This window comes from Acinetobacter pittii, assembly GCF_022449185.1.
In the GTDB taxonomy this organism is placed as follows: Bacteria; Pseudomonadota; Gammaproteobacteria; order Pseudomonadales; family Moraxellaceae; genus Acinetobacter; species Acinetobacter pittii_I.
This window is the reverse complement of sequence record NZ_JAKUKO010000003.1, coordinates 57,695-84,487: the sequence shown is the minus strand read 5'-3', so window position 1 is coordinate 84,487 and position 26,793 is coordinate 57,695. Positions and strand designations below refer to the sequence as shown.

Below are 26,793 nucleotides of genomic sequence, written 5' to 3'. Positions count from 1 at the left end.
CTACAGAAATCCTCTTAAGAAAAAATATTCATAACAATCTAATTTATTTAGAAATATATCGAGCATATTCGCGATTGAACACAATCCATCTACACGCTAGATTAACTCAAATATTTTTTCTCCCTTTATGTTGTAATTTATGAAGATTTTAGATGGCGGTTTAGGCCGTGAATTGGCCCGTCGTGGCGCTCCGTTTCGTCAACCAGAGTGGTCTGCGCTTGCACTCATTGAAGCACCAGAAACAGTAAAAGAAGTACATCTCGATTTTATTAATGCGGGTTCAGAAGTTATTACGACTAACAACTATGCTGTTGTGCCATTTCATATTGGACAAGAACGCTTTGAAACCGACGGTGTGCGTTTAATTAAAGTTGCGATTGAACAAGCAAAAAATGCGGTTAAAGAAAGCGGCAAAAATGTCAAAATCGCAGGCTGCTTACCACCGTTATTTGGTTCTTATCGTGCTGACCTGTTCCAACCTGAACAAGCTAAAAGCCTTGCTGAGCCGATCATTAACACATTGGCACCAGAAGTAGATTTCTGGCTCGCTGAAACCCAATCGTGCTTAAAAGAAGTCGAAACAGTTCATGCTTTATTGCCACAAGATGGTAAAGACTATTGGGTGTCATTTACGCTGCAAGATGAAATTAAACAAGAACAAGCCCTACTTCGTTCAGGCGAAAATATGCAACAAGTGGCTGATTTCATCAAACAATCCAATGCCAAAGCAGTGTTGTTTAACTGCTGCCAACCTGAAGTGATCTTGCAAGCGATTAATGAAATTAAAGGACTCATTCCAGAGTCGGTGCAAATTGGTGCTTATGCCAATGCTTTCCCACCGCAAGATGAAAGCGCTACTGCCAACGATGGTCTGGATGAAATTCGTAAAGACTTAGACGCTCCAGCTTATCTTGGGTTTGCCAAGCAATGGCAGCAAGCAGGTGCAAGTTTAGTAGGCGGTTGTTGTGGTATCGGGCCAGAACACATTGCTGAACTTTCACAATTTTTTAAAGAATAAATACCATGTCTGCTGCCAAAATCGGATTATTGTCTCTTACAGCGCTGGTCTTTAGTTCTATGGTGGGGTCAGGCGTCTTTAGCCTCCCCCAAAATATGGCTCAAGTTGCCAATGGTTCTGCCCTTCTAGTCGCATGGCTCATTACTGGGGTCGGTATTATTTTCTTGGCCCTCTCATTGTTGCATTTAACGCGTCAACGACCAGACCTTGACGGCGGTATTTATAACTATGCGCGAGAAGGCTTTGGGGACCTGATCGGGTTTTGCTCAGCGTGGGGCTATTGGTTATGTACTACCATTGGTATTGTCGGTTATGTGGTGATTGCCTTTTCAGGCGTCGGCATGTTTACCGACAGCAAAGACCATATTATTTTTGGTGAAGGTAATACACTCTACTCTCTGATTGGCTCAAGCATTTTTGTATGGCTAGTGCACTGGTTAGTGAGTCGAGGTATTAAAGAAGCTGCGATTGTGAATTTACTGGCAACTATTGCCAAAATTATTCCAATGGTAGTTTTCATCTTTTTCACATTTATTGCCTTTAAGTTTGATTTGTTCAAACTCAACTTACATGACTTTTCTTTGCAAGTTCCACTTTGGCAGCAAGTGAAAGACCTGATGCTGATTACCCTTTGGGTATTTACCGGTATTGAAGGTGCTGTAGTTTTATCATCGCGTGCAAAAAAACGTCATGATATTGGTAAAGCAACTATTTTAGGTGTTTTGCTTGCATTAAGTTTTTACGTGATGGTGACCGTATTGGCTTATGGTGTAGCAAGTCGTGAAGCGCTTGCAGGCATGCATAACCCATCAATGGCGACCATTTTGCAGCAACTGATCGGCTTGCCGGGTACTATCATTATTACCATCGGGCTGATTATTTCTGTTGCATCGTCTTATTTAAGTTGGACTTTATTTGCCACTGAAATTCCATTTCTGGCTGCAAAAAATGGTGCTTTCCCGAAATTATTTTTAAAGAATAATCAAAATAATGTACCAATCTCATCACTTTGGCTGACGACGCTTGTGGTACAAGGCTCACTCATTGCCGTGTATTTTTTCAATAAAAACTACACTCAGCTTTTATTGATTTCATCGGTCATGATTTTGCTACCTTATTTTCTGGTATCGGCTTTTTACCTTAAAGAATCCATTCGCCATAAACGCACGCCTCATATTGCGATTGCAAGCGTTGCTTCAATCTATGCGCTTTGGTTGCTCTATGCCGCAGGACTAGACTTACTACTCTTGTCTGGTGTGTTGTATTTGGTCGGCTTGGTTATTTTTTCAATCAGCTACTTTGAGCATAAAAAATCGCTCAAACAAAATCAGCTAAATTAATTATTTCAACCACTGTTGACCTAGTTCAGCAGTGGTTTTCTAAGAATAAAACTCTCTACTTTGAAAGCTGCGACTGCTTTAAATGCAATCGTAAAATACGGCGTAATTCTAAAATTGCCTCAGGGCTAGTTTGAATTGAATGGCCACCTTTAATAATCAGCTCTGACTGCTCCCCACCCAAATGCGAACTTTGATAAGGCACAATTCCATCACTGCTTTTTAACTTATCAGTTGTCCCATTAATATTACCCATAATTGAGTGATAGACCACTTGTGGCGATGGCTGAATGGCTTGAGTCAACTGCATGAAGTTAGAAGAGCGACTTAAATTACTCGCCCCATTTTCAATTAAGCCTTTTCTGAGTTTTGTATTTTTCTCGTCTCTCATTTCAACTGCAATAAAAAAATCAGCAGGTAAGCGAATAATACGGCGGGCAATTTGGGTAAACCATCGGTCAGCATAGTCAGTACCATGATGCGGTGCCGAAACAAAAACAACTCGATTAAAATATGGCAAAGCCTTGAACTGAAAACGCTCACGAATGATCGGATTTTCTTTTAAACGATTTAACTGCGCTTCATTCATTTTTTGCATGGCTTGCTCTGAAACATCGGCATTACTCACCAATAAACGGCTAATCACGCCGCCCATACTATGCCCGACCAACACTGCATCGTGTGCAGCATAGCTATCTTTCGCAATGGTTTGAAAAGCCTGATTCAACAATGAATAAATCTGAAAACGACTTTCAAAAATCGGCATATTGGTTGAATAGAACACCTGCCAAACCTGATAGTTTTTCCTTAATTCAGCATCGCCCATAATGTCATTGGTTAGGCTCACCCATGCCTCTGGGCTACTTGCTAAACCATGAACAAACACAATAATTTTCTTATTCGGGTTAAAGGGCTCCAGCATATATAAATGCGGCATGATTAAATTGGCTTCTTTATTAATTAAAGACCAATAACCTGCTGCACCTAAATTATATTTCGACAACCAAAGCCCATAAGGAGCCGAATAGTTTGCAGTCAGTGGATAGTCCACACCTTCAATTTTTACACGGTCTTGTCGATATGGATCGAACATTGAAATTTCTAACTCTGCCCCTGCAATGACCTGATCAGCTGTGGCTTTTTGTTTTGGGTATGCAACCGCAGTAGCTGGAAAGAAGCGTGGTAAATGAATATTAGGGTTGGCTTGGTGAGCATAAAAATTATCGGGGTCTAAAATGAAGCCGTGATTCACATCATTTTCTTTACGCCCAACAATAAACTCTGCTCCCAAACCATCCTTACGGTTGACGGTATTAAAACCGGAAAAGTTCATGTTATAGCTGGAGCGAAAAGTATCGACTTCAATTTTTTGTACATCTAACGCGTGGTCAAAATTGACGTGGTACTCATGCCCATCTGCTTTCAGCAATGGTGGAAAGCGATGCGTATTTAAATGATTAAAATACGTAGTCATGAGCTTTGATAAGGCGACGTTATAAAAAATACGTACCTGATTTTGGCGATGGTCAAACACCCGATCGAACGGCGACTCTTCAGAGTCAAATAAATAGACATAACTATAGCGTAAGCTTTTATCGAACAGTGCTAACTCTTGCTCAACGCAACTGTTACTTTTATTAATGACGTTACACTGGCTACTACGCCCGACATCTAAAGCTTTTGCCAAGTAAATTTCACTCAGCGCGGCATAGCGTTCTTCTCGGCTACTATTTTCGGACAGGCTCTGAATTTTCTTTAAACAATCATCAAAATTTTGTAGGCAAGTTTTTTCATCTTCTTTGACCAAATACAGTAAGTTTTGGGTTTGATGGCTTAAGGTGCCATCGGTCAGAATACTTTCATTCTTACTTTTTAAAGCATTGCTTAAATTACTTTCTTTTAAATGAATGACCTGACAACCACTGAGCAAAGCCATTATTGTTATCATTGAATAATGGTAAGACTTTGTCATTCTGCCTTCCTTAATCGAATGTATTCCCCATCTGGTCATTATGCCTGTAAAGCAGTGAACGAACAATTTCGACTCCGCTTTCGTCTTCCTTTATTTCAAAAAAAAGCCTGAACTCATTTTAATTCAGGCTAATTTGTTATTTTTTTAAATCAAGCTTGGTTGAACTTTTGCTGTGAAGCTAAATAAGAGAAATACAAAATGGGTAAGATAAACGGCGCTACACTCCAGAAATCAAAATAGACATAGAGGATCGCTCCCAAGAAAGCACCAATCACAAAACCAATTACAATACTGGCACTTTTTAGAAAGCTGGCCCGATTGGCTGCATTATTGTTTTTAAGTAAGTTGGCAATATCAATCCCAAGCTGGGTAGTGTTGCCTGTCATCATAGTGCTTGGGCTAATATTTTTAATAAGGGTTTTGCTTGAAGTATTACGAATAGCCAAAGCAATTAAACCCAGTCCTCCTGTTACTGCAACTGTTAGCGCATCCGGATCTTTAAATGGCTCGAAGTAAAGCCCTGCCACCATAAAGGCACATAGAAAAATAGCTTCAAATAAAAATAAATAAGACAGCGTTTTGTGCTTGACCTGACTGCGGTCAATCAACAGTTTGGTAATGACAACAGTCAAAATAAATAGTGGAATTGCTGCGAGCTTTATCCATAAACCAGAGCCACCTTTAACCCATGCTGCCCCTGCCAACACTAAGTTTCCCGTCACATGCGCGGTGAAAAAGCCAAACAATGCAATAAAGCCAATAGTATCAATTGCTCCACCCACCATGGTAAGTAAAACAGGATCTCGACATATTGCCCAGGTACTTTCTGTGTCTTTTTTAATTGGGGTATCTGTCATAAAAAATATCCTGTTAAATTAAAACTTTAAAGCAAGCAAGTTGTATATAAATGATTTAAAAATGAATAATACTAAAGCGTTTATGAAAGCAAAAAATCATGTAAAAAAATAGGGTGCGTAATGTCGTAACACTGTCTTTAAAATGGCAACAATCAAAATTGACTATTTTTAAAACACTAAACTGTTCTCCTCCTCAAATCAATTTGACCTCCAAAACTGTTCTAACTATGATGAAGCCGCTAGTTGACATCAACTGGTTTTGGACCTGAAAAAGTTATGCCAAAATATGGATAATCAATAACAACAATCACGAGTAGATATATGTCACTTTATAATTTTTCAGTTTTTTTAGGGGGATTATTATTTGTATCTGTTGCCTTCGCGGGTCAAAAAAACAGTCCTCATCGTGATTTCTATTTGAAATGTATTGCTGCTGGTCACAGCCGTGCAAGCTGTACATGCATTTATCATCGTTTAGAACGCCAATACTCCCCTAAGCTCATGCATAAACTTGGAAGTTTGAGTTTACAAAGTCCTGAAATACCGCGTGATTTTGTAAAATCCATGATGCGTACCATGCAAAAATGCCAGTCATAATTTTATTTTTTAAGCCACATCCACGCCAATACCCCAGCCATACATAAAATTGCTGGATAGACAAACCACGGATGCGGAATGGTCCAAATCATCAGTCCCGCAGCCAGACTCATACTTAAGGTCGAGATGTATTTCGCCTTTTTGGGAATACGACGATGTTCTTGCCACTCACGAATGAGTGGGCCGATATAGCGATGATTTCGAAACCATTGATGGAGTTTTTCAGAACCTCGAGCAGCAAAGAAAACCGCCAAAATCATAAAGTCGACAGTGGGTAAACCCGGAATAAAAATACCCAATATGCCAAGCGCAATACACAACCAAGCCAAACCAATAAACACCCAACGCGCCCACATAGAACGGGCAAGCTTACTGACTGGTTGAGCAGGCGCTAACGACTGCTCATGTTTTACCATAACATTGACTTGATTGAGTTTGTCCATATCGGGTTTCCCTTTATCCACTTTTTACTATTTCAATTCATCAAGCTGATCAAGCGCTTGACCAAAATATCCAAAGGCGTCTAACGCTCCTTGAACGACTCGGTCTTGCTGGGTTTGGTCAAAGCCTGCTTCATCCAGTGCTTGTACAAAACGTTTCCAGACTTTCGCGCGCCCTTCGGGATAGGCCGCTAAATTACGTGCAGCAAACGTTTCAGAAAAACCCAAATGCTTTTGAGCTTCTTTAAATAAAAATGCAGCTCCTAAGGTTGAACCTTCGGACACATAAATCCAGCCTAAAGCTTCGGGTAGTTGTACGTTTTCACTTTGTAATTGCTGTTCGTTGGGTTGAATACCTAAATCATTTAAATCGGCAAGTGCTTGTTTTGAGCGGCCACGAATGTCTAAGTCCGGAATCAGTCCAGCTACACCCTCTTTCTCAAAAAGATGTTCAATTTCACGCTGAAAGTAATATTGAGACAAAGTAAATTGCGCGTATTTTTCTTTACTTGAAAACACCTTTGCCTCTGACATTAATTGATGCATACGTTCGTGTTCAGCAGCAGTTTCTTGTTTCAAACGTAAAGACAAACTGTTGCTAATAATTTGTTCTGTAGATGAATTCATCATCTTTCTCCTGCAAAATGGATATTACTCATCGGTTAGCGGCCCCGATTGAGTTTGAGTTGGACTGGAAAATCCACAACAATGGTCACGGCTCGACCGTTAATTTTGTGGGGTTTAAATCTAGATTTACGTACAGCTTGTATGACCCGTTCATCAAGGCTTTGAATGCCCGAACTTTGACGTAATTGAATGTTGATTGGCTGCCCTTTTTCATTAATGCGAATCCGAAGCTCAACCAAACGATTTTGTTGTTTTAACTCACGGTCATCGTAATCAAGCCCGCCAAAACTCAGCACATCCACGCTACTCACCTGAACAACGTCATCGTGTTCAACTTGAGTGCTAGGGGCTTTGGAATATTCTTGCTGCGTTGCAGGTGTTTTAACACCGCCACTTTTAGTCTCGCTATTGGTATTTTGTGGCAACTGCTCAGTTTGCGTTTGTTCAAGGTCTGTTGAATTGAGTGGTTTATCGGTATGAGCCACTCGCCTTTCTGTAGGCTGCGTTGCTTGAGACGAAGCTAAATTATTTAAAGTCGTTTTTGGTTGTGCTTGCTGTTTGTCATTTAAATTATTTTGCACAACTTCTTTAGAAGCAGTTTTTGACGCTAATGTTTGAACATTTGTAGGCGAGTTTTTTGGCTGATCGGGCGCATGAGATACCGAACTGTTTAAAGTAGATTGAGGCGTTACACTATTTTTAGGTTGGCTTTCAGTCTTTTCAACCGATGGCTTTTTAGCAGGTGCCAATGACACAAAACTTACTTTTAATGCATCTAATTTGGGTGTTGCTTTAAAAGTATATGGTTCAATTAAATGAATCAGCATCCAGACAGCAAACACATGCAGACCAATCACCACCACTACGGTTAAGCACTTATAAAAATGCTTTGGACCTTGTAATAAAGGCAACATAACCATCGGCTTATGTGTAGGGAATAAAGATTTTGATTTCATGACTTATTCCCTAAAAATGATGCTCAAGCTTGAGACTAATGTTGTGTTTATCGTAGGAATACAGCCAATCGACATTGCTTTTATTATGGTTATAGCGATAGGTTAAATTAGGCGTCATGCCATAAAACTCAAAGCGCGGCATTTGCACAACAAAGGTATAGTTTTGTTCAAAATCATGACGACGAGCTAAGAAAGTTTCTGCGTATTTATCAAACAGGCGCCAACGATAAGAACTCAGCAAAGTGGTGTTAAATCCTGTACTCCAAGATTTGCTTAAGCCCAATCGCACACCTTGCTGTTGGTAGGCAGCCATGTATTTTTCTTGGGTCGAATGGTCGAGCACATCTAGACCACCAAAAAAAGTCCACTGGTCTGGAAAAATCTTCCAGAAAGTAGCAAAAGCTGAGCTTTCTACCCCATCTAGGGTTTTGTATTTCTGATAATTTAAATCTTTACTCTCAGCCTCAAGCTTGAAAGCTTTATCTGCCGAGATAAAATGCATCCATTCGGCACGCGCCCCCCATGCATTGTAAAGACCATCATTGCCATAACGTTTATGTTCAAATAGCGGACTCACCCCAATTTGATTTTTTAAGTCAAAGTAGCTGTAGCCTGCATTAATGTTGATGGTAGATTCATTAAATGTCGCGTGGTCGTTATAGAATTGTCCAAACGCCAGCGCACGTAAAGCCACGCCATGATGCCCCTTAATCGCATAGCGTTTAATCAGACTGGCTTCGTAATCTAAACCCGTTGCCGACTCAGCTTTAGGAGTTCCACGAGTAACTTCCCTAACTGGGATAATATTACCTTCACTATCTCTGCCATAAAGTGTCCATGTTTTGCTTTGTTCAGACGAACTATTTAAATTACTGACATAGGTATAACCCGCTGAAACCGAGCCTTGCCAAGAGTCTCGTTTTTTTAATGCTTGAACAAAGGTATTCACTGTTGTTAAAACCCCAGATGGAATTACCGCAGGGTCACTTTGTTTCAGTTGGTCTTGAATGGAAATAAAAAGGCGTGCTGCTTCCTTATTCTTCTGTTGTTCAAACAGCACGCGCGCTAACTCAAGTTCACAAATTAAATTATGAGGTTGTTGTTTTAGGCTGCTTTGAAATTTTTGTTCAGCCAATTTCAGTTGACCCTGAGAACGTGCAACTGCCCCTTCGGCAAAGTCGGTTAAAGCCCGATCGTAGCCAACATATTTTTTATAATGTTCTAAATAAACCGTGGCTTTGAGCCACTGTTTTTGCATGACTGCCAAATATAACGCCTTGGCAAGATCATTCGGGTTTTGCTCAACACTGTATTCTTGTCCATTAATTTGAAGTTTTGGTAATTGCTCGGTACTACGAATGGTTCCCTGCTCGTGAAACTGGCGCTGTTCTTGTAAAAGCGTTTGGTCCAAGCTTTGATTGAGACGAAGCTGTGTGTCTTCGTCGGCATATAAAAATGGACAACTCAACAATGTCAGACAGCACAAAAGCGTTCGTTTCATAAAACAATAAACCTGAAGCAACCAAGCAAAAGCCAAAAAACAAAAGGAACCTACATGTGTAGATTCCTTTTGCATTCATTAATTTTTAGCACCACCAAAAGCAGTGTTGTAAGACACGTTATCAAACTGGGCAATACCCGCTAAAGCCGAAGCATTTGCACCAAAGAATTGACCTTGAACCACACCAGAGTTGTCGACACCAGCCGTACCGTTAGCCGTTGCCAAACCTGCAAATGCAGCAGTACCCGGGTTAAATGCCACACCATCGAGGCTTAAGGATGAAACAGCCGTACCTGTTCCGGTAAGTGTTCCTTCAAGTGTGCCCGCGCCATAATTTGCGGTGAACGTACCGCTTAACAGATTGCTTCCAGAGCCGTTAATCCCTGCAACGGTATAGGTTGCAGTACCCGCGGTTGGAACAGTGGTATTGGTGTTATCACCCGCGTAGTAAACGGTATGGCTCGCGCTTGCCGGCGTGTCGCCCGCTTTCCACCATTCACCAAAATAGACTTCCTGTGTGCCCACCTGACCAAAGTTAAAATTACCTAATGCACTGTGTGAAGGTGGCATTGCAGACACTGGAATATGCGAAATATTAAAGGTTTTGCTGCCAACCGTTACATTGGTGTTACTCGTTCCCTGAGCAGCAAAAGCCTGAGCCAAACCTTTTAACGAACTAAAACCTGTAAAAGCGTTATATGGCGCACCCGCAGCTTGAACCGACACCGCTGCTACACCACCCGGATGGCTTGCATTGGCAGCAGCACCGATTTTGATATTACTTTCATTACTCGAAATACCATCAATTCCTGCATAAGCAAATGCAGTTGAACAAGCAACGAGACCCAAGAACAATTGAGAGATTTTCATTTGTTGTTACTCCATCTTTTTAAAACTAAGTTATTGTTTAATTTAAAATAACGATTTCGCTATTTTTAGTTTATTGAGTAGGCCCAGCTGAAAACCTACTCGGCTTTTTGTAAATAATAATCATTTAATCTTATTATTTACCGTTACCTGACTCCCCTTTTATGTATGTATAGAGGGAATCAAATTCTGTTTAAAATTTGGTGGTCCAACTAATTTTCATCGTTCGGCCGGGTGCGGCCATGGCACTACGAGTTAAAGGATCGATATAAAACTGGTTAGAAAGATTACTGCCGACAAACTCAACTGTGTTGTAGTCATCAACCTGATAACGCGCATAGGCATCAAAAATCCACGTGTCATCCCAAGCCAAAGGTACATTGAGGTAATAGCCTTTATTAACGCTAGCATCATTGTTTTTGCGTAGCGGGCTTTCATAAGCTTTATAGAATGTTGCGCGTGCACCGAGCTCTAACTTTTCATCAAAAAAGCGTGCGCCAAGCAAACCGTGGAAACTCAGTTCAGGAGTGGCCATTGTTACCAAGTAGCCATTTGGGAAACCGTCATCGACACAACGCTGATACGGTTCGCGGAACTCAAGGCCCTGCTCGGTTTGAACCGTGCCGCCTAAAATCATTTTGTTAATGGCACTATTGGTGTCACATACTTCATTTTTTAAGTTATAGGCCACGCTCAAGTCTGTGAAAAAACCGCCATTATCAAAACGACTTTGTAACTCTAGACCTGATAGCTTTTGCTCATCCATATTGGTAAAAATAAGGTTTTGGTCACGCTCAATCACATTTTTGGTTTTGTTGTAGTAATAGGCGAGCTTAATGTCGGCATTGCGCGCTGTGCTAAACCAATCACGCATGTCATAGACATACCCTACTTCGTAGTTAAAAGCGTGTTCAGGTTTGATTGCTTGATATGGCAACATCGCAGAAAAACCGACAGTGCTTTCAAACAAACTTGGTAAGCGGTATTCCTCTGCATAGCGTGCATAGATTCTGCTGTTTGGCGTAAGGTGAATTGAGGCACCTAACTGCGGTGCCCAGCCGCTATCTTTAACTTTGTCGGCAGACTCAACTGGAACTTGGTCTACCACCGACATAAAGTTCCCGCCAGTTACGACGTACTTTTGGCCAGAGGCATTGAGCTGGTTTAAAGGATTATCGGCAAGCGACAATTGTCCATTTGCATCGGCTTTCCAGCTCAGCGTATTTTTCTGTGACCAGATCATGTTATACAACGTGCTCTCTGATGCAGGTACAGTGTCGAGCTGCCCATCCCACTCAGGATTTTTTGTGGCATAGCGCTGTTTTAAAACATTGATTAAACGCTGCTGAGTCGAGGTGTAACTCTCAGGCATGGTCTGATATTCAAAGGTATATTCTTTAAGCCTACTTTTTTTGGTAAAAAGCGGATTTAAACTCGGGTCAATCTCGCTCTGCAAAGACTTATTTAAAAAGTCATCAACAGCCCAATACGAACGATAACGCATGCCCGCATCAAAACTTAACCAAGACAGCGGTCGATAATTAAAATTAAAGTCGAACGTTTTTTCCTCACGGCGCCCTGCCCGTGGCAATGCTTGATAGAGCGAATAACTTGGGCCAAATTCACCATACACATCGTCAGATGTTAATTTTTCTTTTAAGAAACTTCCGCCGAGCGTCAAATCAAGCTGGTCTAATAAACGGGTTTTATTACTGACTGTAATACCCTTACGCGTATTGTCAGAATGGCTTATTGCCGTGTTAATAATGGTGTTATCTCGAAAATCGATTGTGGTTGGCCATCCGCCACGTGTATAGGTCTGGCTTTCGGTGTCGGTTTGCCAAATGTTGGCATAGAAATCAATCCAGCGATTATTCTCAGGCTTAAACTTATATTCGAGGCTATAGGCTTTAGAGTGAATATTGCTTAAAGGCCACTGCGGAACACCCAAGTCAGGCGTAATGCCCCAAACAATTCGAGATGGCATAATTTCACCAAAAATATTTTTGGTATCTCGGTAAGTCAGTTTAAGAGTCTGGCTATCGGTTGGGCGATAGGTCCCTTTTAATAACCACGACTCCATATGACTTGAAGTGTTAGGAACTTCATCGCCCGGTTGATAGGCATAGGCAAAGTAAGGAATAAAATCGAGACTGCTGTCTGGCGTCGCTCGTTTATAGTAGCCCGCGCCATGTGTGCCAGAAAAATAGTTGCCGCGCTCACGTACTGCATAAACAGCCAATAAATCAAATTTATCTTGCTTGGTGGCAATTGCCAGTCGGCCCGCTAAGTCATCGCCCGAAAAATGAGAGTTATCACTTCTGGTACGGTTCTTTTTATAAATATCGGGGTCATATTTGGCCCCATTCATGTCAATCCAAGGCGTTGTGTCATCGTAGTTTTGACCCACTTTACTCATGTCTGGCAAAGATGGATCGATTGAGTTAGTTGAGCCTTCTACTTTTAACTCGGCACCAAAAGACTTACCCGGACGAACAATATCATCGGCCTCTAGCGTTTTAACGACTACACCACCACCTACAGAAGTTGTGGTATTGCGCTCTAAAGATGGGCCTTTAATGACTTCAATGCCTGCAATCAGATTGGGGTCGATATAGTTTCTGTTATTTACCCCGTTGTAGCCACGCCACACGGCAATCGACTGCTCGGTGCCATCAATGGTTAAAGGCACACGACCAACACCCTGCACACCACGTACACTTGGGTCGAGTGCGCCACTATTGCGAGCATCGCCGCTATAGACTCCCACCATGCCTTGTAAAACATCGGCTGGGTTGGTTCCTTTAAAGCGCTCGACATAGTCTTTGCCCGCATAGACCGAAGAGCGATTTGCATCATAAACTTTGTTATAGCCTTCGGTGTCACGGTCTTCTTTGCCATACACCACAATTGGGGTGAGTCGTACCGATGCATCTTCTTCAATGACGGTGCTACTTGGCGGCAGGCTAGCGGCCTGAACCTTAGATGAAGTGACGCGTGGTGTAGATATTTTGCTGAGTGTGTAGCCCTGCCCAACTTTTACAGCATTAAATTCGCTTGCTTTTAAAAGCTGCTCAAAACCCTGTTCGACTGCAAAGTTACCTTTTAAGCCTAGGCTATGAAGCCCTTGAAGTTGCTGGGCATCCATTGCAATTGAAGTACCCGATTGTTCGGCAAACTGGTTGAGTACGTTAGCAAGACGGCCGGCAGGAATGTTATAGCTTTTAACTGCGGCTGTTTCTGCATAGGCCTGCTGCATAGGCAGCGTAACAAGCCCACCCATCGACACAGCATGTATGGCAAACGCCAGTGTTGAAAATCGAAAAATCGATCGATTCCGCTTTTGCCCTGTTCCCGCTTTTTTCATTTGCCAGCCCCAGTAAATCGTAATAAGAATCATTCAATAAAACTAATTAAAATGATCCATATTTATTGCTTCTACTTACTATGACGAACGACTTTCAAAAAAGTGGAACCTAAAATTGAAAATAAATTTAATTTTTTATTATTTTAAAGAAACCATGACCACAAACGGCGTGATTTGCTTAATTTTCAGGTCAGGAAAAACCGTAGCTAAAAGCTTAAGCGATTCTGTAGTTTGGTCTAAAGGCAACACAGCATTGACTCGCACATGTTGCAGTGCCGCATCATTAAAAATAATTTTGCCTTTGTAGTTGCGGTCTAACTCTTGTAGCACTTGATTCAACGGTAGGTTTTCTACCATAAGCTGATGCTTTTGCCATTTTTGTTGTTCGTTATAAACATTCAGTGCAGGCAGTTTTTGCACGCCATTTTTGTCCATTTTAATGGCTTGCCCTGCTTCAACAATAGCCTGACGAGTCGCATGCAATTGGGTCGTTTTAACTTGCGTGGCTTCTACTTTTACCTTTGAGTGCAACATATTGAGTTCAGTTGCCGAAGGGTCATAGGTTACGCTAAAAGCTGTGCCGAGTGCCTGAATTTGCCCATGACTGGTTTTGACCAAAAACGGTCTAGTCTTATCTTTGGCAACATCGACATAAATTTGACCTTGCACCAACTCAACCACTCGCTGGTTGGTTTTAAAATCAAGATTAACTGCGCTTTTACCACGTAAAATTAAACGTGAACCATCTGGTAAGGTTTGCGTGGTCCACTGCCCCGATTGCCCTTGAATGTCAGCAGTCACATAGGCCATAGTGGTGTCAGTTAAATAAAATAACGCCCCACTCATGGCAACAAACACAATGGCAAAAGCTGTTCCTGCACGTAAATGTTTATAGGCTTTGCCTGAGTTTAGGCCAGCTTTAAGAGCAACTTTTGTGACTTTTTTATGTCCGCTGGTTTGGGAAAGTTTTTGAATTGATCCAATACACTGTTCAATATCGGCAGCCACTTGACGGTGTTGCTCACTAGTTTTTTTCCACTCTTCAAATTTTTGATTGGCGGTTTTTCGTGAGCTTTCATCATCCGAACTCAGTTGAACAATCCAATGCGCGGCTTCTTCAACGAGCTGGTGATGTTTGCTTTTGTCCATGGCCATTTAAATACAAGCGTCCATGTTTTGTCTGTTTTGGTAGCATTGGATTAAACAACTTGCCAAATATTTTTGAATCATTTTGGTCGATACATTTAAACGCTCGGCAATTTCTTTATGGGTATAGCCTTCAAGATAATGCAAAATAAAAGCTTGCTGTGCTTTTTCAGAAACCCCTTCGAGTGCTTTGCAAAGCTGGTTAATTGCTTGAATAATTTGCATTTGGTCTTCGGGTGAAGCCACCGCATCAAGCATATATTCCATTTGACTCAAGCCATCTAAATAAGCTTGTTCAATGCGTTTACGGCGCACTTGGTCAATGAGTAGGTTTTTAGCAATCGAGGTTAAATAGGCACGCGGTTCCTTAATGCCGAATAGCTCGTCACGCGTTTGTAATAGTTTAATAAATGTGTCCTGAACCAGATCTGCGGCCTGATCAGTATTACCTAATTTTTGTCTCAACCATTGGTGAAGCCAGCTTTGGTGACTTCTATATAACTGATCTACAAGCAAAGAAGTTTTGTTCACAGCAATTGGACTCAAAACAAGGAACTCACAAATGATAATAATTATCATTTAAACAAGTCAAGCAATAATTCAAGTAAAACTTAAATCACTATTTAATAAATTGAATTAATTGCCCGCTCGCTTTGCTGCACTTCTCTTAAAGCAACTCGGCCAAATTCCTAATTTCTTCCATCACCGCTTTACATGCAGGCGTTAAATAGCCGTGCTTAGAAATAGACAAAGAAATATAACGCTTGAGTGCGGGATTAATAATTTTTGCGGCTTGAATTGAGGTGTATTGGCTGGCCTTTTTTAACGCTTGCGGCCCCAGCATGGTGTACATGCGAGACTCTGAAACCAAATGAGTTTGTAAACTAATCGAGTCGGCTTCAAACACAATGTTTAGTTCTACCCCATTTTCATAGGCCATGTGGTCTAAAAAATTGCGCCAGTTACTTGGCCTGCAAAACGTGACCAGTGGTAACTGACTTACATCTTTAAAGTCGACTTCATTGGCCTGAGTGAGCGTGTCTCCTTCACAGCCCACCAAGTAAGTATCGGCTTCGGTAAGGTAAACATCGCCTTGTTTAGGTGTCGGGTTAAACCGATAGAGTATGGCTAAATCAACGCTGCCATCTTCCAGCCATTTTTCTAAATGCACCCCTTGCCCTTCACGCACCGACAGTTTAATTAGGGGATATTTCTCTTGAAGCACTTTATAGAGAGTCGATAACAACGGATGCGCTGTAGATGGCAAACTGGCAATGCGAACCGTACCAATTGGGGTATCGGTCGAGTGCAAAATTTCATTATTGAGTTGGTCGGTTACGTTTAGCCATGAACGAATTTTAGGAAGTAAATGCTGGCCTAAATCGGTGAGTTCTACGCCGCGTCCAGTTCGGTTAAACAAACGACCACCACATTGCGCTTCAAGCTCGTTCATTTGCCGGCTAATTTGCGGTTGGTTGGTGTTATGCAGCATGGCGACTTTGCTTAAGCTACCGAGTTCCACCGCGTCTAAAAATATTTTCCATAATTCATCGATTCTTCCTAAATCGTAAATAGGCAGCATTTTGAGCCATACATTTTCAGTATAACTGAAATTCAAGAATTGGTAATTCCTACATAGCTCACCTATTTCTATACTCCAATCATGTTCTCTACAACACGATTTAAGTCAGATTAAGAACCAGAGAATATTTAATTACACTGTATAGGAAGTACGATTATGAGTTTAGATTTACGTGGATTAACCCCAGCACCTGTGACTCCTTTTACCCGTGACGGACAAGTAGACCATAATGCAATTCAACGTTTAGGTTCATGGTTAGGCAGTATTGATGGTGTGAAAGGCTTGGTTGTTCTTGGGCATGCAGGTGAAGGAACATTCTTGTCGCAAAAAGAACAAATGCTGGTCATCGAAAGCTTTGTTAAATCGGTAGATGATAAAATTCCGGTAATCGCAGGGATTACACTCGAAGGTACTTCGGTTGCAGCAGAAGAAGCAAAACGTGCAGTGAGCGCTGGCGCTTCGGCAGGTTTGATTTACCCTTCACATGGCTGGTTGCGTTTTGGCTATCAAAAAGGCGCGCCACAAGACCGCTATAAAGCGATTTATGAAGAAAGTGGTTTGCCATCTATTTTATTCCAATATCCAGATGCAACGAAGGCCACTTACGACCTAGAAACTCTACTCGATATTTCTGCACAGCCAGGTGTGTTTGCCATGAAAAATGGTGTACGTAACATGCGCCGCTGGGATGTCGAAATTCCGATTATTCGCCGTGAACGTCCAGACTTACAGGTGTTGACATGCCACGATGAATATTTGCTTCACACCATGTTTGATGTAGACGGCGCTTTGGTTGGCTACGGCAACATTGCCCCTGAACTTTTAATTGAAATGATTAAAGCAGGCAAAGCCAAAGATTACGCCAAAGCACGTGCTATTCACGACCAATTATTACCAGTGACTCGCAATGTCTATCACCGCGGTTCACACATGGAAGGCACAGTCGCGCTTAAACATGCACTGGTTGCTCGCGGAATTTTGGACCATGCCACTGTGCGTTCGCCTCTGCTTCCACTGGCAGATGGTGCTGAGCAAGAAATTCATGATGCAATGCGTCAAGCTGGAATTGGCAAGGTCGATTTAACCCAAGCCGTTGCTTAAATTCTATTCGGGCTAGCATGTACGCTAGCCTTTTTTTCCTGTACGCTGCCTGAGGCCAAACATCGGGCATGTCTCTTAAAAACAATAATAAAAAGCATGCAAACTGTGGTGAACAGGTAGTGCGAAATAGAACAAAAAAACTACGAGGAATGTAGTAATAAGGAGATAGAAGATGACAAATCTAGCGGATGTAGAACAAATTAGTCATCATCAAAAAAATGCGGAAATTATTGCAAGACTAGAAAGACTACCCGTCACTGGTCGATTGCAATTTATGCGTATTACCATTGGTATAGCGACCTTTTTTGACGCTTATACTGTTCTAGCGATTGCCTTTGCCTTGCCCCAACTTATTACCGAATGGCACCTGACGCCTGCCTATGTCGGTGCGATCATTGCCGCGGGCTATGTCGGGCAACTGGTCGGTGCGATCTTCTTTGGTTCACTTGCTGAAAAAGTCGGTCGTTTAAAAGTGCTGTCTTTTACCATTTTACTGTTTGTGGCAATGGACATTTCCTGTCTGTTTGCGTGGAGCGGAATGTCGCTGTTAATTTTCCGTTTCTTACAAGGTGTTGGAACAGGTGGCGAAGTGCCAGTTGCAAGTGCCTATATTAATGAGTTTATTGGTGCAGAAAAGCGCGGTAAGTTTTTCTTGCTCTATGAAGTTTTATTCCCACTCGGTCTTATGTTTGCAGGCATGGCGGCATTTTTCTTGATGCCCATTTACGGCTGGAAAGTCATGTTTATTGTAGGCTTAATTCCATCTTTACTGGTCATTCCTTTACGGTTTTTCTTGCCTGAGTCACCACGCTGGCTTGCTTCAAAAGGCCGCTTTAATGAAGCCGATCAAGTCGTCAAAAGCTTTGAAGACGGTGCCATCAAAAGCGGTAAAACTTTGCCTGAACCTGTGGTTAAAGAAATTAACCCTCAAGGCATGGCAAAAACCGACTGGCGCGAGCTGTTCCGTGGCATTTACCGCAAACGTACCTTTACCCTATGGGGCATGTGGTTTTGCGTATATATGGTGAACAATGCCATGGTGACTTGGCTGCCATCTCTCTACAAACAACACTTTGGTCTGTCGCTTCAAACCAGTTTAGGTTATGGCTGGATTACCTCAGGCGTGGGTGTGATTGCCTCTATTATCTGTGCGTTAATGATTGATAAAGTCGGCCGCCGTCCTTGGTACAGTGCAGCGTTTTTCTTGGCGATTATTCCACTCATGAGTCTCTCGGTTTTAGGCGCAAAATCGGCGATGGAAGTTGTAATTTTCGCAACGATTAGCTATGCCATTTTGCAAACTATTTCATTCTCTTTATACCTTTACGCTGCCGAACTTTACCCTACTCGCCTACGTGCGATGGGCATTGGTTTTAGTACCGCTTGGCTCCGTGCCGGCTCTGCAATTGGACCGGTTATGGTCGGCCTCGTGGTTGGTGGCTATGGCATTCAATATGTGTTTAGTGTGCTTGCCGTTGTAGCGCTCATTGGTGGCCTTGTGACCTTCTTGTTTGCCATTGAAACCAAAGGCCAAGTGCTCGAAAAACTCTCTCCTTAATTCATCCATTTCATAAAAAGCTTGCCTAACCTCAGCGTTAGGCAAAGGGCTTATTCATGCTTAAAAAAAGGAATTTAAAATGAATAAATATTTGCTATGGGGCTGTATTGGTTTAGGCAGTGTGAGCAACGCTTATGCAGAGCTTCCTCAAGAATTCGGCAAGTTAGAATTAAAACTCAACACCCGTTACTGGAACGATGAAGGCACTGCCCACCCTACGCTTGCCAACCCTTCGCCTTCATCGAGTGAATATGAACAAAGTGCGTTAGGGCTTGAGTTAAATTATCAGTCACCTTACATGTGGGACTGGCTTGGAGTAGATGGTTCACTCTATGCTGTCACCAAGTTATTTGACTCTGGCAAGCCTAGCGCTCAGCTTTTAGAAGTCGAAAATAACGGCAAGCTTGATCAAAACTTTGCGACTTTTGGGCAGCTCTACATCAAAGCAAAACTGGGTGATAAAGGCGAAATTAAGTTAGGCCGCCAGTTGCACGATTCACTGTTACTTAAAAGCACTAATAACCGCGCGGTGCCCGATACTTTTTCGGGTGCGAGTGGTCAGTTTCAATTGAATGATCAGCTACAAACTTACATGGCTTACTATGACCGCTGGAAACCGCGTAGCATGGACTCTTTTGAAAAACTGGTGACCGAAAATGACGAGCGAATTGATTATGTCGGTTTGCTCGGTGCCAAGTATCAATACAAAAACTGGAGCTTGAATGCCGAATATTTAAATAGCAAAGATTATTTAAAAAAGTATGGGGCGATTGCTCAATATAAATTGCCCTTGCATGGCTTAATGTGGACATTTAACACAGGTGCTTTTTTCTCGCGTGACGATGGCAAGCTGTTTAAATGTGGTGCCGAAACCGAGCTGGACTGTGTCAAAGGTCAAGACATTAACAACCGCGGGAATGGTTATTTTGTCGATGTAAATGTAGCCAAGAATAATCTCGAAGGTGGCATTGCCGTTTCAAAGTTTGATGGTTTTTGGATTGAAGATAACTTTGCCGTCCACTCTGCCCGCAACTCGGTTTTAACGCAAGATCACGGCACCAACCCGTTTCCGACCTCTGCGACCATTGGCCCTGACTTTACCAATAACGATGAAACCGCCGTTGCCCTTCGCTTGAAATATAACTGGAAAGACTACGTGAAAGGTTTAAAAACCGAAGCGAAGTATATTTATGGCTTTGGCGCTCACCAAAGTAACATTAGCAGTGATATTGAGGGTAAAGAGCGTTACTTTGACTTTACGGTAAGTTATACCTTGCCATGGATGAAAAACTTAGATGTGCGTTATTCATTTTTACATTATGAGTCAAAGTTTGAAAATGCAAACGTAGGTGAAAAAATAAATGGTATGACCCGTAAAGATTGGGATCAGCACCGTGTATTTATTAATTACCGTTATACATTTTAATAGCAGGCTAAACGTTTAGTTTAACTTTATTATATTTATTAATTCACCGATTTAAATCGATAAACTTTTGAGTTTAATTAAAATATAAATTTATATTTTAATTTTTTATAATATTTTATTTAAATTGAATTGACCTGTTAAAAACTTATGATTATTATGGTCCCGCTGGCCTACATTGCCAGTCGGTTTTAGCAGACCGTAGATCCATGGCGGGTTATAGTTCCACTATAAGTCGTTAGACCCTTGCGTCCCTTTTCTTTGCGGTAGGACGGGAGGGGGACGCGCTCGCGCGTGCTGGTTCCTTGGATCCCAGTCTGCTAACCCCCTTTCGTTCTACCACCATAATCAATTGACGGTGATTTTTGGTGGTAGGGCTCCATAAATTTTAAGGAGTTAACCATGACCTTTTTTAGATTAATCCCCTCTCTCTTATAAACTTTTTATTTATTTAAAATTTGGGTTTTCTATTATCTAAATTTTAAAATTTATAAATTATTTTTATTTTAAAATTTAAGTCATTTTATTTTATTGTTTTTATAGGCGGGTTAACTATTACCTTTAAAAATGATTTTAAAACTTAAAATATAGCGGTTTATTTTTTCTCATTGATATATCCCCAATCATTACGAGAATAATATGAAATTTTATAAAACTATTTTGGTTTTAGCCCTTATCGTCGGCGATTACAGCGTTTCGGGTTGTGACCTCCACACTCAGCAGGATTTTGAAAAAATTTGCCTGTCTGGTGGGCATACCCAAGCCAGTTGCGACTGTATTTACCAACGGCTTGAACAAGTGTATTCGCCTAAGCTCATGCAACGCCTAGAACATGTCAGTTTGCAAAGTCCTGCTCTCCCACAGGACTTTGCCCCTACTTTTTTTAGTGTGATGCGACGGTGCGATAAAGAAGACATGGGCTAAGCGTTTGGCTTAGCTCCCTTATCTCTGTGTCGCAATGGTGGATGACTTTAAATCAGCGCAAAAAATTAAAGTTCTGTTGTGGCACGGGGGCCTGCTTATAAGAGAGTTTGGTTCAATTGTATCTTTCTCCCATTTCGACTACTCGAAATGAACTAGATTCGATCAATTGTGTGTCAGACTATAGAATAAAAAACTCTTCACTTGTGGAAATGAAGAGCTATAACTGAATACATATATAGTATCCAAAATCATCTATGATCTCTTTAAGTGTTTTAATTTAAAAAATTAATTACCCAATAAAAGAGATTTTTTAATTTAGTCCAAAGGCCATTACTAGAGTAATCATATTGATTAATGCCACAATATATACCTTTATCAAGGTCTGCTTCAGCTTCTAATAATGTTATGTGACCTTCTGAAGTCTTATTTACGCAAATTCTTTGTGTATATGATTGGTCTGTTTCAAGAACAACATCATATGGAAAAGGCTCTTTAAATTCAGAAGATTTAATTTTAATACAGTTTTCTTCAATAATAGGCATTTTAAGATTCAAATAAGTTTTTGAATATGAAGAGTGAAAAGCATTAATTCCATCTACTTTACCCATATAAATTAAAGTCTGGTTTCCATATGCTTTATCATAACCCCCTTTTGTAAATACACACACATTATTGTTTTTAATTTTTACATATAATGTTGAACTGGGAGAAGCACTAACAGAACCACTCATAAAAATCAGTAAATACAATAATTTAATGCAAAGTACTTTTAATGTAATCCCCCCACTACTAGGTCTGAGGTTAAGCATCTGCGTAGTTTTATTTACAGCATTATAAATCATGGCATTTTTGAATAAATGTATTAGTGTTCTCACTTTTCTGTTCGGTAAGAACCTTATCTTTATACAAACAAAAACCTATAGTAGTGAATCCAACACTAGTGTTATTTAATCCTTGTTCTCCTAGCAACATATAGTAAGCATGTTTTTCTACAATTTCATTTGATTTATAGTTCTCCAAAATAATCTCTTTCATTTCTTTGTCAATTTCTTGAGAAACAAATAGTCGTTTGTAAGTCATACCATCTGATTCAAAGTTTTCATAGTCATTAATTTCATAATGATATACCAAAACTTTTTTATCTGTCGGGAATGAGAAATAGAGATTTCCTTCATTTTTATAAATAACAATATCGGTTCTTGTTCTGTTATAGCTTGTACAACCCATAACTAGAAAAGGAATAAATAAAATAAGAAACTTATTAAGTGATTTCATATAAAATACTTTGAATTTTAAAGCTCTAAAATAAGCTAACTAACCAACAATAAAGATTTTTTAATTTAGTCCAAAGGCTATTGCTAGAGTAATCATATTGGTTTGTGCCACAATATGTACCTTTTTCTAGATCTGCTTTAGCATCTAATAATACAGTTTTTCCTTCGGAATTTTGATTTACACATATTCGTTGATTATACTCTTGATCAGTTTCAAGCCAAATCGAATAGGGCAAATTCTCTTTAAACTCTGATTTATTAATTTTAATACAGTTCTCTTCAATAATAGGCATTTTAAGATTCAAATAAGTCTTTGAATAAGAATCATGAAAAGTATTAATTCCATCCACTTTTCCCATGTAAATCAAAGTTTTGTCATCCGGTGTTTTATCGTAATCTCCTTTTGTAAATACACAGACATCATTGTCTTTAATTTTTACATATAGGGTGGCATATGGAGAGGCGTTAACAGTACTACTAATAAAAAGTAATAAATATAATAGTTTCATTAAAATTTTATCTTGTTAATAATAAATGATTACTATCAGGGTTAAAATTTTATTTATCTTTAGCATGACATTTTTCTATAAAATCTGAATCCTTCTCTCGGCTACTTTGTAATAGCACACTATTTCCTTTTATACAGAAACCTAGAGATTTTAGTCTAGCATTTAAATCATGATCATTTTCTTGAGTCATAACATAAAAATAAGCATGATCTGGTATAATGTTGTATTTTGAAATATTTTCTATTTTTATATGATCAACTTCTTTGTAGTATGAGTTTTCTAATACTTTTCTATACTCTGTTGGTCCATTTTGAGTTGAAAAATTATCTTTTTCAAAATCTTTAATTGCATAATTTTTAACAACGATTTTATTTGGGAAATTGATAACTAAGCTATCATGTATCAAGCTTATTTTAAATTCTTCATTCTTATTTTTATTGAGCATAAAAATAATTGAAATTAAAAATAATGTTACTAAGACATATCCAACAATTTTTTTCTCTTTCATATCGATCTACTTAATTACTTCTCTTATTTTTGCTTCATAGACTGCTATTGTAGCCTGTAAGTTATTTCTATCTATATTGATTAAGTTTTTTCTACTAATAGCCTGTAAATTATTTGTTTTTAATGCCCAGTAATCTGCAAAAATTTCTGCTTGTGACTCTAGGTTGTAATTTACAAATTTCTTATTACTCTTATATCTGACATAGTCAGCCACAGTGTCGGCATTATGTATATTATATTTATATGGGTCCTTAAAAACTGTACATGCCTGTGCTATTCCCGCACTTATAAGTACTCTATTCTTTCTTTGATGTTGCCAAACATGCCCCATTTCGTGAATAAATAAATGTTTATAGCTTATATCTTCCTTACTATAATCCAATAAAAAATGTTTGGTTGGAATGAAAATATGTCCATTTGGAGTCACAAAAGTATCTTCATTCTGTAAATCAAATGGAAAAAAACTACCTTCTATAATTGTAACTTTAGAATAATCTATTGTATTTTTATAGACTAATTGGCATAACTCAATTTCCCCTGCTGTTAAAGTTCTCGTCCTTAATTTCAATTTGGCTAAGCTATCTTTCTTATTATTAGTAATTATTTTATCTAAATTATTTTCAAGAATACTAAAGCCCATTTTACTCTTCTCCATCTAAATCTGAGAAATATTTAATTTTGTCTTTAAAAAAGATTTCAAATTCAGAAACCTGTGCAGCATTCTGAGTTTCAAATCTTTCTGTTTTGCCATTAGAATCTAAAGTTCCCTCAATGACCTTTTCTCCAACTTTAAGTCTATAGCCTAATCCTGCAAAAAGCTCTGAAAAACTGTTATTGATTTCTACTTGAACTTGCTCATCAAATTTTTTATTAATAGATGAATCTTTTTGGTTGTCCTTTCCAGAATAAGGACTACCACTCTCTCCTACAACATGAGACTGTTGTGGTTGAATCGTTGCACCACATGATAATTTATCACCCACATATGCTACTGGTTTACCATCAAAAATCACATGGTCATGACTTTTAATAACTACTGACCAACACCTGCATTTAGGGCACATATGACCATCACCAGCTCTAACAAACAAGTTTCCCATCTGAGAACTTCTCGATTGTGTAGATGGAACAACTCCACCATGATCAGTAATAGCGTTGTGAATCGCAAAACCTTTAGCCATAGCCTACCCCTTAAAAATTAGTCATGACTCAAAAAGTTTTGAGGTAAGGCCTGATCTTTGTAAATTCTAATCGCAATAGTATTATTCGGACTCTCAATAATTTCATCCCCATTTTCTAATCGACTGCCCACTAGAGCTACCGGTGATCCATCAACAATACATGCTGTACCAGCACCAGAGATGATTTTGGAGGTTGTGCCATCTGCATAAATAACTTCATCTCCAACACGGGCAATAGATAATCCTTTAATTTTTGTATTAGTAGAAGATACATTAACTAAACCATCGTTCTGAGTTTTAGCACCATGTACAGCCACGTAGTAAATAATATGAGGTTTATTATCCCAATAGAGTTTTTCAGCATTAGAAATCTTTTGAATATCATTTTTTGAAAGCTTTTCTAATTGTTCAATAGGAAGGTCTTGTAAAAAAATAGGACTTGTCATTATAGTTCCTGCTCTAATTTTCAATACAATAATATCAAAACTTACTTAAACTAAAAAATAAGTTATATGTAACCATATAGGGTTAATATCTTAGAAAGTTATTTAAAATTTCAGAGTAAGTCATCTTTATGTCAATAGAAGATTTCTTTATGAAAGACTCCTCTTTTAAGAGATATCTTTTAATTAGTTTAGCCTATTCATGTTAATAATCGACCATACCTATTAATGAGGATATATAAAAAAGTATTTAATTATCCGTATGATAGTGCTACCGTATCACAGTTTATACAACAATATCAATATACACCGCCGCTCAGTAGTTTCTAGTCACGAGTAATAATATGAAGAAAACGATATTAATATTTTTAGCACCGCTTCTTTTGGTTGGCTTCAATGGATGTAAAGCATCTGAAAAAGAGGATGTAGATACATTTATTCAAAAGGACTTCAAGAATTACGTTACTGATAATAGAAAGTTGATTTTGGAAGCCAATAAAGACGTAAAACAAGAACCAGCTCTAAAAGAGATCATTTTCAAAAATACTTTTGTAAAAGTAAGAACTGCACAAAGTCTACTGAATGATGAGTATGGTAATTGGTTAACTGGCTTAGATAAAAATAAGTTTGACTATACCGATCTCAACGATGTCTGTTGGCTGACCGTCTACATGCAAAACTATATAAATAATACGGATGAGCGATATAAAGCCAATATCACCGAAGACACCAAGAAAAGTGTTAAGCAACTATACGAAGCAAGAAATGAAATTATCAAGCTAAGAGATAGCAAAGAAAAATCTCTAGCAACTTTTCAGCAAGTTTGTAAATAGTTGAAAATATTAATTAAATATTACTATATAAAGCTCCAATTAAAAGGAGCTTTATATAGCTAATTTTATAAATTAGTTATAGCTAAATCTAGTTATTCCCTGCCTGAATAAGAAATGGTTAATTAATTGTGAAATCTAAACTTTGTATTATTTTATTGTCTCTTTTAACGGTAGCATGTAGCCAAGTCCCCCCTCAAAAACATGGAATTACTGAAGCTGATGTAACCCAAGCAAGCGAAGCATCACTCTATGCCCAGTTTAATCAGCTTTATTACACAAAATTCTTATATAAAGCAGCATACAATGAAGTTAACAAGGTAACTCAAACTAATGATCAGTTGCTAAGTTATGCCACTTTTTTAATGTATGCAGTCAATACAACTTACGATTCTTTAGACATAAAGCTTAATGATGATCTAGATTTAATGGCTTCGGGTCAAAAAAGTAAGATGTCAATTGATGCTTTAGATTCATTATGTGTAAGTAATAAATACATTGAAAAATATATAAAACTTAAAGAAAAAAGCGGAAGTAAGATATCAGCTAAAGCTAAAGAACTTTCAAAAGAGGCTCTGATACTTCAACCCAAAATTGAAAAAATCATTATGAAAACTGATTCGCCGTTAAATGATATTGAATGTAAAAAATTGATCTAAGCTAGAAAAAGCCCTGATTATTCAGGGCTTTTTCTAGAGAGAATTAAAGTTCTGTTGTGGCACGGGGGCCTTGGGAGGAATGTGATCGTTCTAAATAAATTAAGATTTAAAAATTAC

General features: G+C 39.3%; 27 protein-coding genes. 9 read left to right on the top strand and 18 right to left on the bottom strand.

Features of this window, described 5'->3' with window-relative positions; all coding sequences use genetic code 11:
* Window positions 1-139 precede the first annotated feature (139 nt).
* Window positions 140-1,018 (top strand): homocysteine S-methyltransferase family protein, encoded by an 879-nt coding sequence (locus MKX14_RS09110; RefSeq protein WP_014206015.1) that lies wholly within the window; start codon window positions 140-142, stop codon window positions 1,016-1,018.
* A 5-nt stretch (window positions 1,019-1,023) separates the two neighbouring features.
* The gene (gene arcD, locus MKX14_RS09105) at window positions 1,024-2,358 is read left to right on the top strand and encodes a basic amino acid/polyamine antiporter (protein ID WP_002117544.1); all 1,335 of its coding nucleotides are present in this window, start codon (window positions 1,024-1,026) and stop codon (window positions 2,356-2,358) included.
* Window positions 2,359-2,413: 55 nt separating this feature from the next.
* Here the strand turns inward: arcD and MKX14_RS09100 are convergent, their stop codons facing one another.
* Complete coding sequence (locus MKX14_RS09100) at window positions 2,414-4,327, bottom strand: alpha/beta fold hydrolase (RefSeq protein ID WP_240282292.1); 1,914 nt, start codon at window positions 4,325-4,327, stop codon at window positions 2,414-2,416.
* A gap of 149 nt (window positions 4,328-4,476) precedes the next feature.
* Window positions 4,477-5,184 carry a YoaK family protein gene (locus MKX14_RS09095; RefSeq protein ID WP_014206013.1) on the bottom strand — a complete coding sequence of 236 codons (708 nt, stop codon included), beginning with the start codon at window positions 5,182-5,184 and terminating at the stop codon, window positions 4,477-4,479.
* A gap of 321 nt (window positions 5,185-5,505) precedes the next feature.
* Here MKX14_RS09095 and MKX14_RS09090 point away from each other — a divergent pair, with 321 nt between their 5' ends.
* Window positions 5,506-5,781, top strand: a complete 276-nt coding sequence (locus MKX14_RS09090; protein ID WP_000061143.1) for a hypothetical protein — start codon at window positions 5,506-5,508, stop codon at window positions 5,779-5,781.
* A gap of 2 nt (window positions 5,782-5,783) precedes the next feature.
* Here the strand turns inward: MKX14_RS09090 and MKX14_RS09085 are convergent, their stop codons facing one another.
* The 9 genes from MKX14_RS09085 to cynR all read right to left on the bottom strand — a co-directional run bounded on the left by MKX14_RS09085 (window position 5,784) and on the right by cynR (window position 16,267).
* On the bottom strand, window positions 5,784-6,224 hold the full coding sequence (locus MKX14_RS09085) for a YbaN family protein (protein WP_064784303.1): 441 nt from the start codon (window positions 6,222-6,224) through the stop codon (window positions 5,784-5,786).
* A gap of 27 nt (window positions 6,225-6,251) precedes the next feature.
* Window positions 6,252-6,851: a biliverdin-producing heme oxygenase gene (locus MKX14_RS09080; protein ID WP_080759544.1), complete on the bottom strand. Its 600-nt coding sequence runs from the start codon at window positions 6,849-6,851 to the stop codon at window positions 6,252-6,254.
* Window positions 6,852-6,883: 32 nt separating this feature from the next.
* Window positions 6,884-7,804, bottom strand: a complete 921-nt coding sequence (locus MKX14_RS09075) for an energy transducer TonB (protein ID WP_240282291.1) — start codon at window positions 7,802-7,804, stop codon at window positions 6,884-6,886.
* A gap of 10 nt (window positions 7,805-7,814) precedes the next feature.
* Window positions 7,815-9,305, bottom strand: coding sequence for a surface lipoprotein assembly modifier (locus MKX14_RS09070; protein WP_430622874.1), 1,491 nt, complete (start codon window positions 9,303-9,305; stop codon window positions 7,815-7,817).
* 78 nt (window positions 9,306-9,383) lie between these two features.
* Window positions 9,384-10,175 (bottom strand): Slam-dependent surface lipoprotein, encoded by a 792-nt coding sequence (locus MKX14_RS09065; RefSeq protein WP_002041986.1) that lies wholly within the window; start codon window positions 10,173-10,175, stop codon window positions 9,384-9,386.
* Between the two features lie 190 nt (window positions 10,176-10,365).
* A complete protein-coding gene (locus MKX14_RS09060; protein ID WP_275891836.1) occupies window positions 10,366-13,539 on the bottom strand; it encodes a TonB-dependent receptor domain-containing protein in 3,174 nt (1,057 codons plus the stop codon).
* Between the two features lie 138 nt (window positions 13,540-13,677).
* The gene (fecR, locus tag MKX14_RS09055; protein ID WP_240282290.1) at window positions 13,678-14,694 is read right to left on the bottom strand and encodes a FecR family protein; all 1,017 of its coding nucleotides are present in this window, start codon (window positions 14,692-14,694) and stop codon (window positions 13,678-13,680) included.
* Window positions 14,695-15,216 carry a sigma-70 family RNA polymerase sigma factor gene (fecI, locus tag MKX14_RS09050; protein ID WP_081404649.1) on the bottom strand — a complete coding sequence of 174 codons (522 nt, stop codon included), beginning with the start codon at window positions 15,214-15,216 and terminating at the stop codon, window positions 14,695-14,697.
* 136 nt (window positions 15,217-15,352) lie between these two features.
* Window positions 15,353-16,267 carry a LysR family transcriptional regulator gene (cynR, locus tag MKX14_RS09045; protein ID WP_240282392.1) on the bottom strand — a complete coding sequence of 305 codons (915 nt, stop codon included), beginning with the start codon at window positions 16,265-16,267 and terminating at the stop codon, window positions 15,353-15,355.
* A 156-nt stretch (window positions 16,268-16,423) separates the two neighbouring features.
* Here cynR and MKX14_RS09040 point away from each other — a divergent pair, with 156 nt between their 5' ends.
* The 4 genes from MKX14_RS09040 to MKX14_RS09025 all read left to right on the top strand — a co-directional run bounded on the left by MKX14_RS09040 (window position 16,424) and on the right by MKX14_RS09025 (window position 21,273).
* Window positions 16,424-17,368, top strand: coding sequence for a dihydrodipicolinate synthase family protein (locus MKX14_RS09040; RefSeq protein ID WP_240282289.1), 945 nt, complete (start codon window positions 16,424-16,426; stop codon window positions 17,366-17,368).
* Window positions 17,369-17,540: 172 nt separating this feature from the next.
* The gene (locus tag MKX14_RS09035) at window positions 17,541-18,926 is read left to right on the top strand and encodes an MFS transporter (RefSeq protein ID WP_240282288.1); all 1,386 of its coding nucleotides are present in this window, start codon (window positions 17,541-17,543) and stop codon (window positions 18,924-18,926) included.
* A gap of 79 nt (window positions 18,927-19,005) precedes the next feature.
* Complete coding sequence (locus MKX14_RS09030; protein ID WP_240282287.1) at window positions 19,006-20,352, top strand: OprD family outer membrane porin; 1,347 nt, start codon at window positions 19,006-19,008, stop codon at window positions 20,350-20,352.
* Window positions 20,353-20,988: 636 nt separating this feature from the next.
* On the top strand, window positions 20,989-21,273 hold the full coding sequence (locus tag MKX14_RS09025) for a hypothetical protein (protein ID WP_240282286.1): 285 nt from the start codon (window positions 20,989-20,991) through the stop codon (window positions 21,271-21,273).
* A 272-nt stretch (window positions 21,274-21,545) separates the two neighbouring features.
* Here MKX14_RS09025 and MKX14_RS09020 read toward each other — a convergent pair whose 3' ends face one another.
* The 7 genes from MKX14_RS09020 to MKX14_RS08990 all read right to left on the bottom strand — a co-directional run bounded on the left by MKX14_RS09020 (window position 21,546) and on the right by MKX14_RS08990 (window position 25,190).
* A complete protein-coding gene (locus MKX14_RS09020) occupies window positions 21,546-22,031 on the bottom strand; it encodes an NF045616 family extracytoplasmic (lipo)protein (protein ID WP_032052509.1) in 486 nt (161 codons plus the stop codon).
* A 73-nt stretch (window positions 22,032-22,104) separates the two neighbouring features.
* Entirely contained in the window at window positions 22,105-22,548 is a 444-nt protein-coding gene (locus MKX14_RS09015) for a hypothetical protein (RefSeq protein WP_032013107.1), read from the bottom strand.
* A gap of 25 nt (window positions 22,549-22,573) precedes the next feature.
* Window positions 22,574-23,056 (bottom strand): NF045616 family extracytoplasmic (lipo)protein, encoded by a 483-nt coding sequence (locus MKX14_RS09010; RefSeq protein WP_125518748.1) that lies wholly within the window; start codon window positions 23,054-23,056, stop codon window positions 22,574-22,576.
* Between the two features lie 49 nt (window positions 23,057-23,105).
* Window positions 23,106-23,564: a hypothetical protein gene (locus MKX14_RS09005; RefSeq protein WP_240282285.1), complete on the bottom strand. Its 459-nt coding sequence runs from the start codon at window positions 23,562-23,564 to the stop codon at window positions 23,106-23,108.
* 6 nt (window positions 23,565-23,570) lie between these two features.
* On the bottom strand, window positions 23,571-24,203 hold the full coding sequence (locus MKX14_RS09000; RefSeq protein WP_000506972.1) for a hypothetical protein: 633 nt from the start codon (window positions 24,201-24,203) through the stop codon (window positions 23,571-23,573).
* 1 nt (window position 24,204) lies between these two features.
* A complete protein-coding gene (locus tag MKX14_RS08995) occupies window positions 24,205-24,744 on the bottom strand; it encodes a PAAR domain-containing protein (protein WP_005803094.1) in 540 nt (179 codons plus the stop codon).
* Between the two features lie 17 nt (window positions 24,745-24,761).
* Window positions 24,762-25,190: a PAAR domain-containing protein gene (locus tag MKX14_RS08990; protein ID WP_016141971.1), complete on the bottom strand. Its 429-nt coding sequence runs from the start codon at window positions 25,188-25,190 to the stop codon at window positions 24,762-24,764.
* 341 nt (window positions 25,191-25,531) lie between these two features.
* Here MKX14_RS08990 and MKX14_RS08985 point away from each other — a divergent pair, with 341 nt between their 5' ends.
* Entirely contained in the window at window positions 25,532-26,020 is a 489-nt protein-coding gene (locus MKX14_RS08985; RefSeq protein ID WP_068561986.1) for a hypothetical protein, read from the top strand.
* Window positions 26,021-26,148: 128 nt separating this feature from the next.
* Complete coding sequence (locus MKX14_RS08980; protein WP_240282284.1) at window positions 26,149-26,676, top strand: hypothetical protein; 528 nt, start codon at window positions 26,149-26,151, stop codon at window positions 26,674-26,676.
* The last annotated feature ends 117 nt before the right edge of the window (window positions 26,677-26,793 follow it).

What these genes read in the sequence shown, in the direction of transcription:
- MKX14_RS09005 (WP_240282285.1), bottom strand. Translation starts at nt 23,564, where the DNA reads ATGAAAGAGAAAAAAATTGTTGGATATGTCTTAGTAACATTATTTTTA.
- arcD (WP_002117544.1), top strand. Translation starts at nt 1,024, where the DNA reads ATGTCTGCTGCCAAAATCGGATTATTGTCTCTTACAGCGCTGGTCTTT.
- MKX14_RS09100 (WP_240282292.1), bottom strand. Translation starts at nt 4,327, where the DNA reads ATGACAAAGTCTTACCATTATTCAATGATAACAATAATGGCTTTGCTC.
- MKX14_RS09010 (WP_125518748.1), bottom strand. Translation starts at nt 23,056, where the DNA reads ATGAAACTATTATATTTATTACTTTTTATTAGTAGTACTGTTAACGCC.
- MKX14_RS09025 (WP_240282286.1), top strand. Translation starts at nt 20,989, where the DNA reads ATGAAATTTTATAAAACTATTTTGGTTTTAGCCCTTATCGTCGGCGAT.
- MKX14_RS09110 (WP_014206015.1), top strand. Translation starts at nt 140, where the DNA reads ATGAAGATTTTAGATGGCGGTTTAGGCCGTGAATTGGCCCGTCGTGGC.
- MKX14_RS09060 (WP_275891836.1), bottom strand. Translation starts at nt 13,539, where the DNA reads ATGAAAAAAGCGGGAACAGGGCAAAAGCGGAATCGATCGATTTTTCGA.
- MKX14_RS09065 (WP_002041986.1), bottom strand. Translation starts at nt 10,175, where the DNA reads ATGAAAATCTCTCAATTGTTCTTGGGTCTCGTTGCTTGTTCAACTGCA.
- MKX14_RS08995 (WP_005803094.1), bottom strand. Translation starts at nt 24,744, where the DNA reads ATGGCTAAAGGTTTTGCGATTCACAACGCTATTACTGATCATGGTGGA.
- MKX14_RS09085 (WP_064784303.1), bottom strand. Translation starts at nt 6,224, where the DNA reads ATGGACAAACTCAATCAAGTCAATGTTATGGTAAAACATGAGCAGTCG.
- MKX14_RS09000 (WP_000506972.1), bottom strand. Translation starts at nt 24,203, where the DNA reads ATGGGCTTTAGTATTCTTGAAAATAATTTAGATAAAATAATTACTAAT.
- MKX14_RS09075 (WP_240282291.1), bottom strand. Translation starts at nt 7,804, where the DNA reads ATGAAATCAAAATCTTTATTCCCTACACATAAGCCGATGGTTATGTTG.
- fecR (WP_240282290.1), bottom strand. Translation starts at nt 14,694, where the DNA reads ATGGCCATGGACAAAAGCAAACATCACCAGCTCGTTGAAGAAGCCGCG.
- MKX14_RS09015 (WP_032013107.1), bottom strand. Translation starts at nt 22,548, where the DNA reads ATGAAATCACTTAATAAGTTTCTTATTTTATTTATTCCTTTTCTAGTT.
- cynR (WP_240282392.1), bottom strand. Translation starts at nt 16,267, where the DNA reads ATGCTGCCTATTTACGATTTAGGAAGAATCGATGAATTATGGAAAATA.
- MKX14_RS09095 (WP_014206013.1), bottom strand. Translation starts at nt 5,184, where the DNA reads ATGACAGATACCCCAATTAAAAAAGACACAGAAAGTACCTGGGCAATA.
- MKX14_RS09070 (WP_430622874.1), bottom strand. Translation starts at nt 9,305, where the DNA reads ATGAAACGAACGCTTTTGTGCTGTCTGACATTGTTGAGTTGTCCATTT.
- MKX14_RS09030 (WP_240282287.1), top strand. Translation starts at nt 19,006, where the DNA reads ATGAATAAATATTTGCTATGGGGCTGTATTGGTTTAGGCAGTGTGAGC.
- MKX14_RS09040 (WP_240282289.1), top strand. Translation starts at nt 16,424, where the DNA reads ATGAGTTTAGATTTACGTGGATTAACCCCAGCACCTGTGACTCCTTTT.
- MKX14_RS09090 (WP_000061143.1), top strand. Translation starts at nt 5,506, where the DNA reads ATGTCACTTTATAATTTTTCAGTTTTTTTAGGGGGATTATTATTTGTA.
- MKX14_RS09035 (WP_240282288.1), top strand. Translation starts at nt 17,541, where the DNA reads ATGACAAATCTAGCGGATGTAGAACAAATTAGTCATCATCAAAAAAAT.
- MKX14_RS09080 (WP_080759544.1), bottom strand. Translation starts at nt 6,851, where the DNA reads ATGATGAATTCATCTACAGAACAAATTATTAGCAACAGTTTGTCTTTA.
- MKX14_RS08985 (WP_068561986.1), top strand. Translation starts at nt 25,532, where the DNA reads ATGAAGAAAACGATATTAATATTTTTAGCACCGCTTCTTTTGGTTGGC.
- MKX14_RS08990 (WP_016141971.1), bottom strand. Translation starts at nt 25,190, where the DNA reads ATGACAAGTCCTATTTTTTTACAAGACCTTCCTATTGAACAATTAGAA.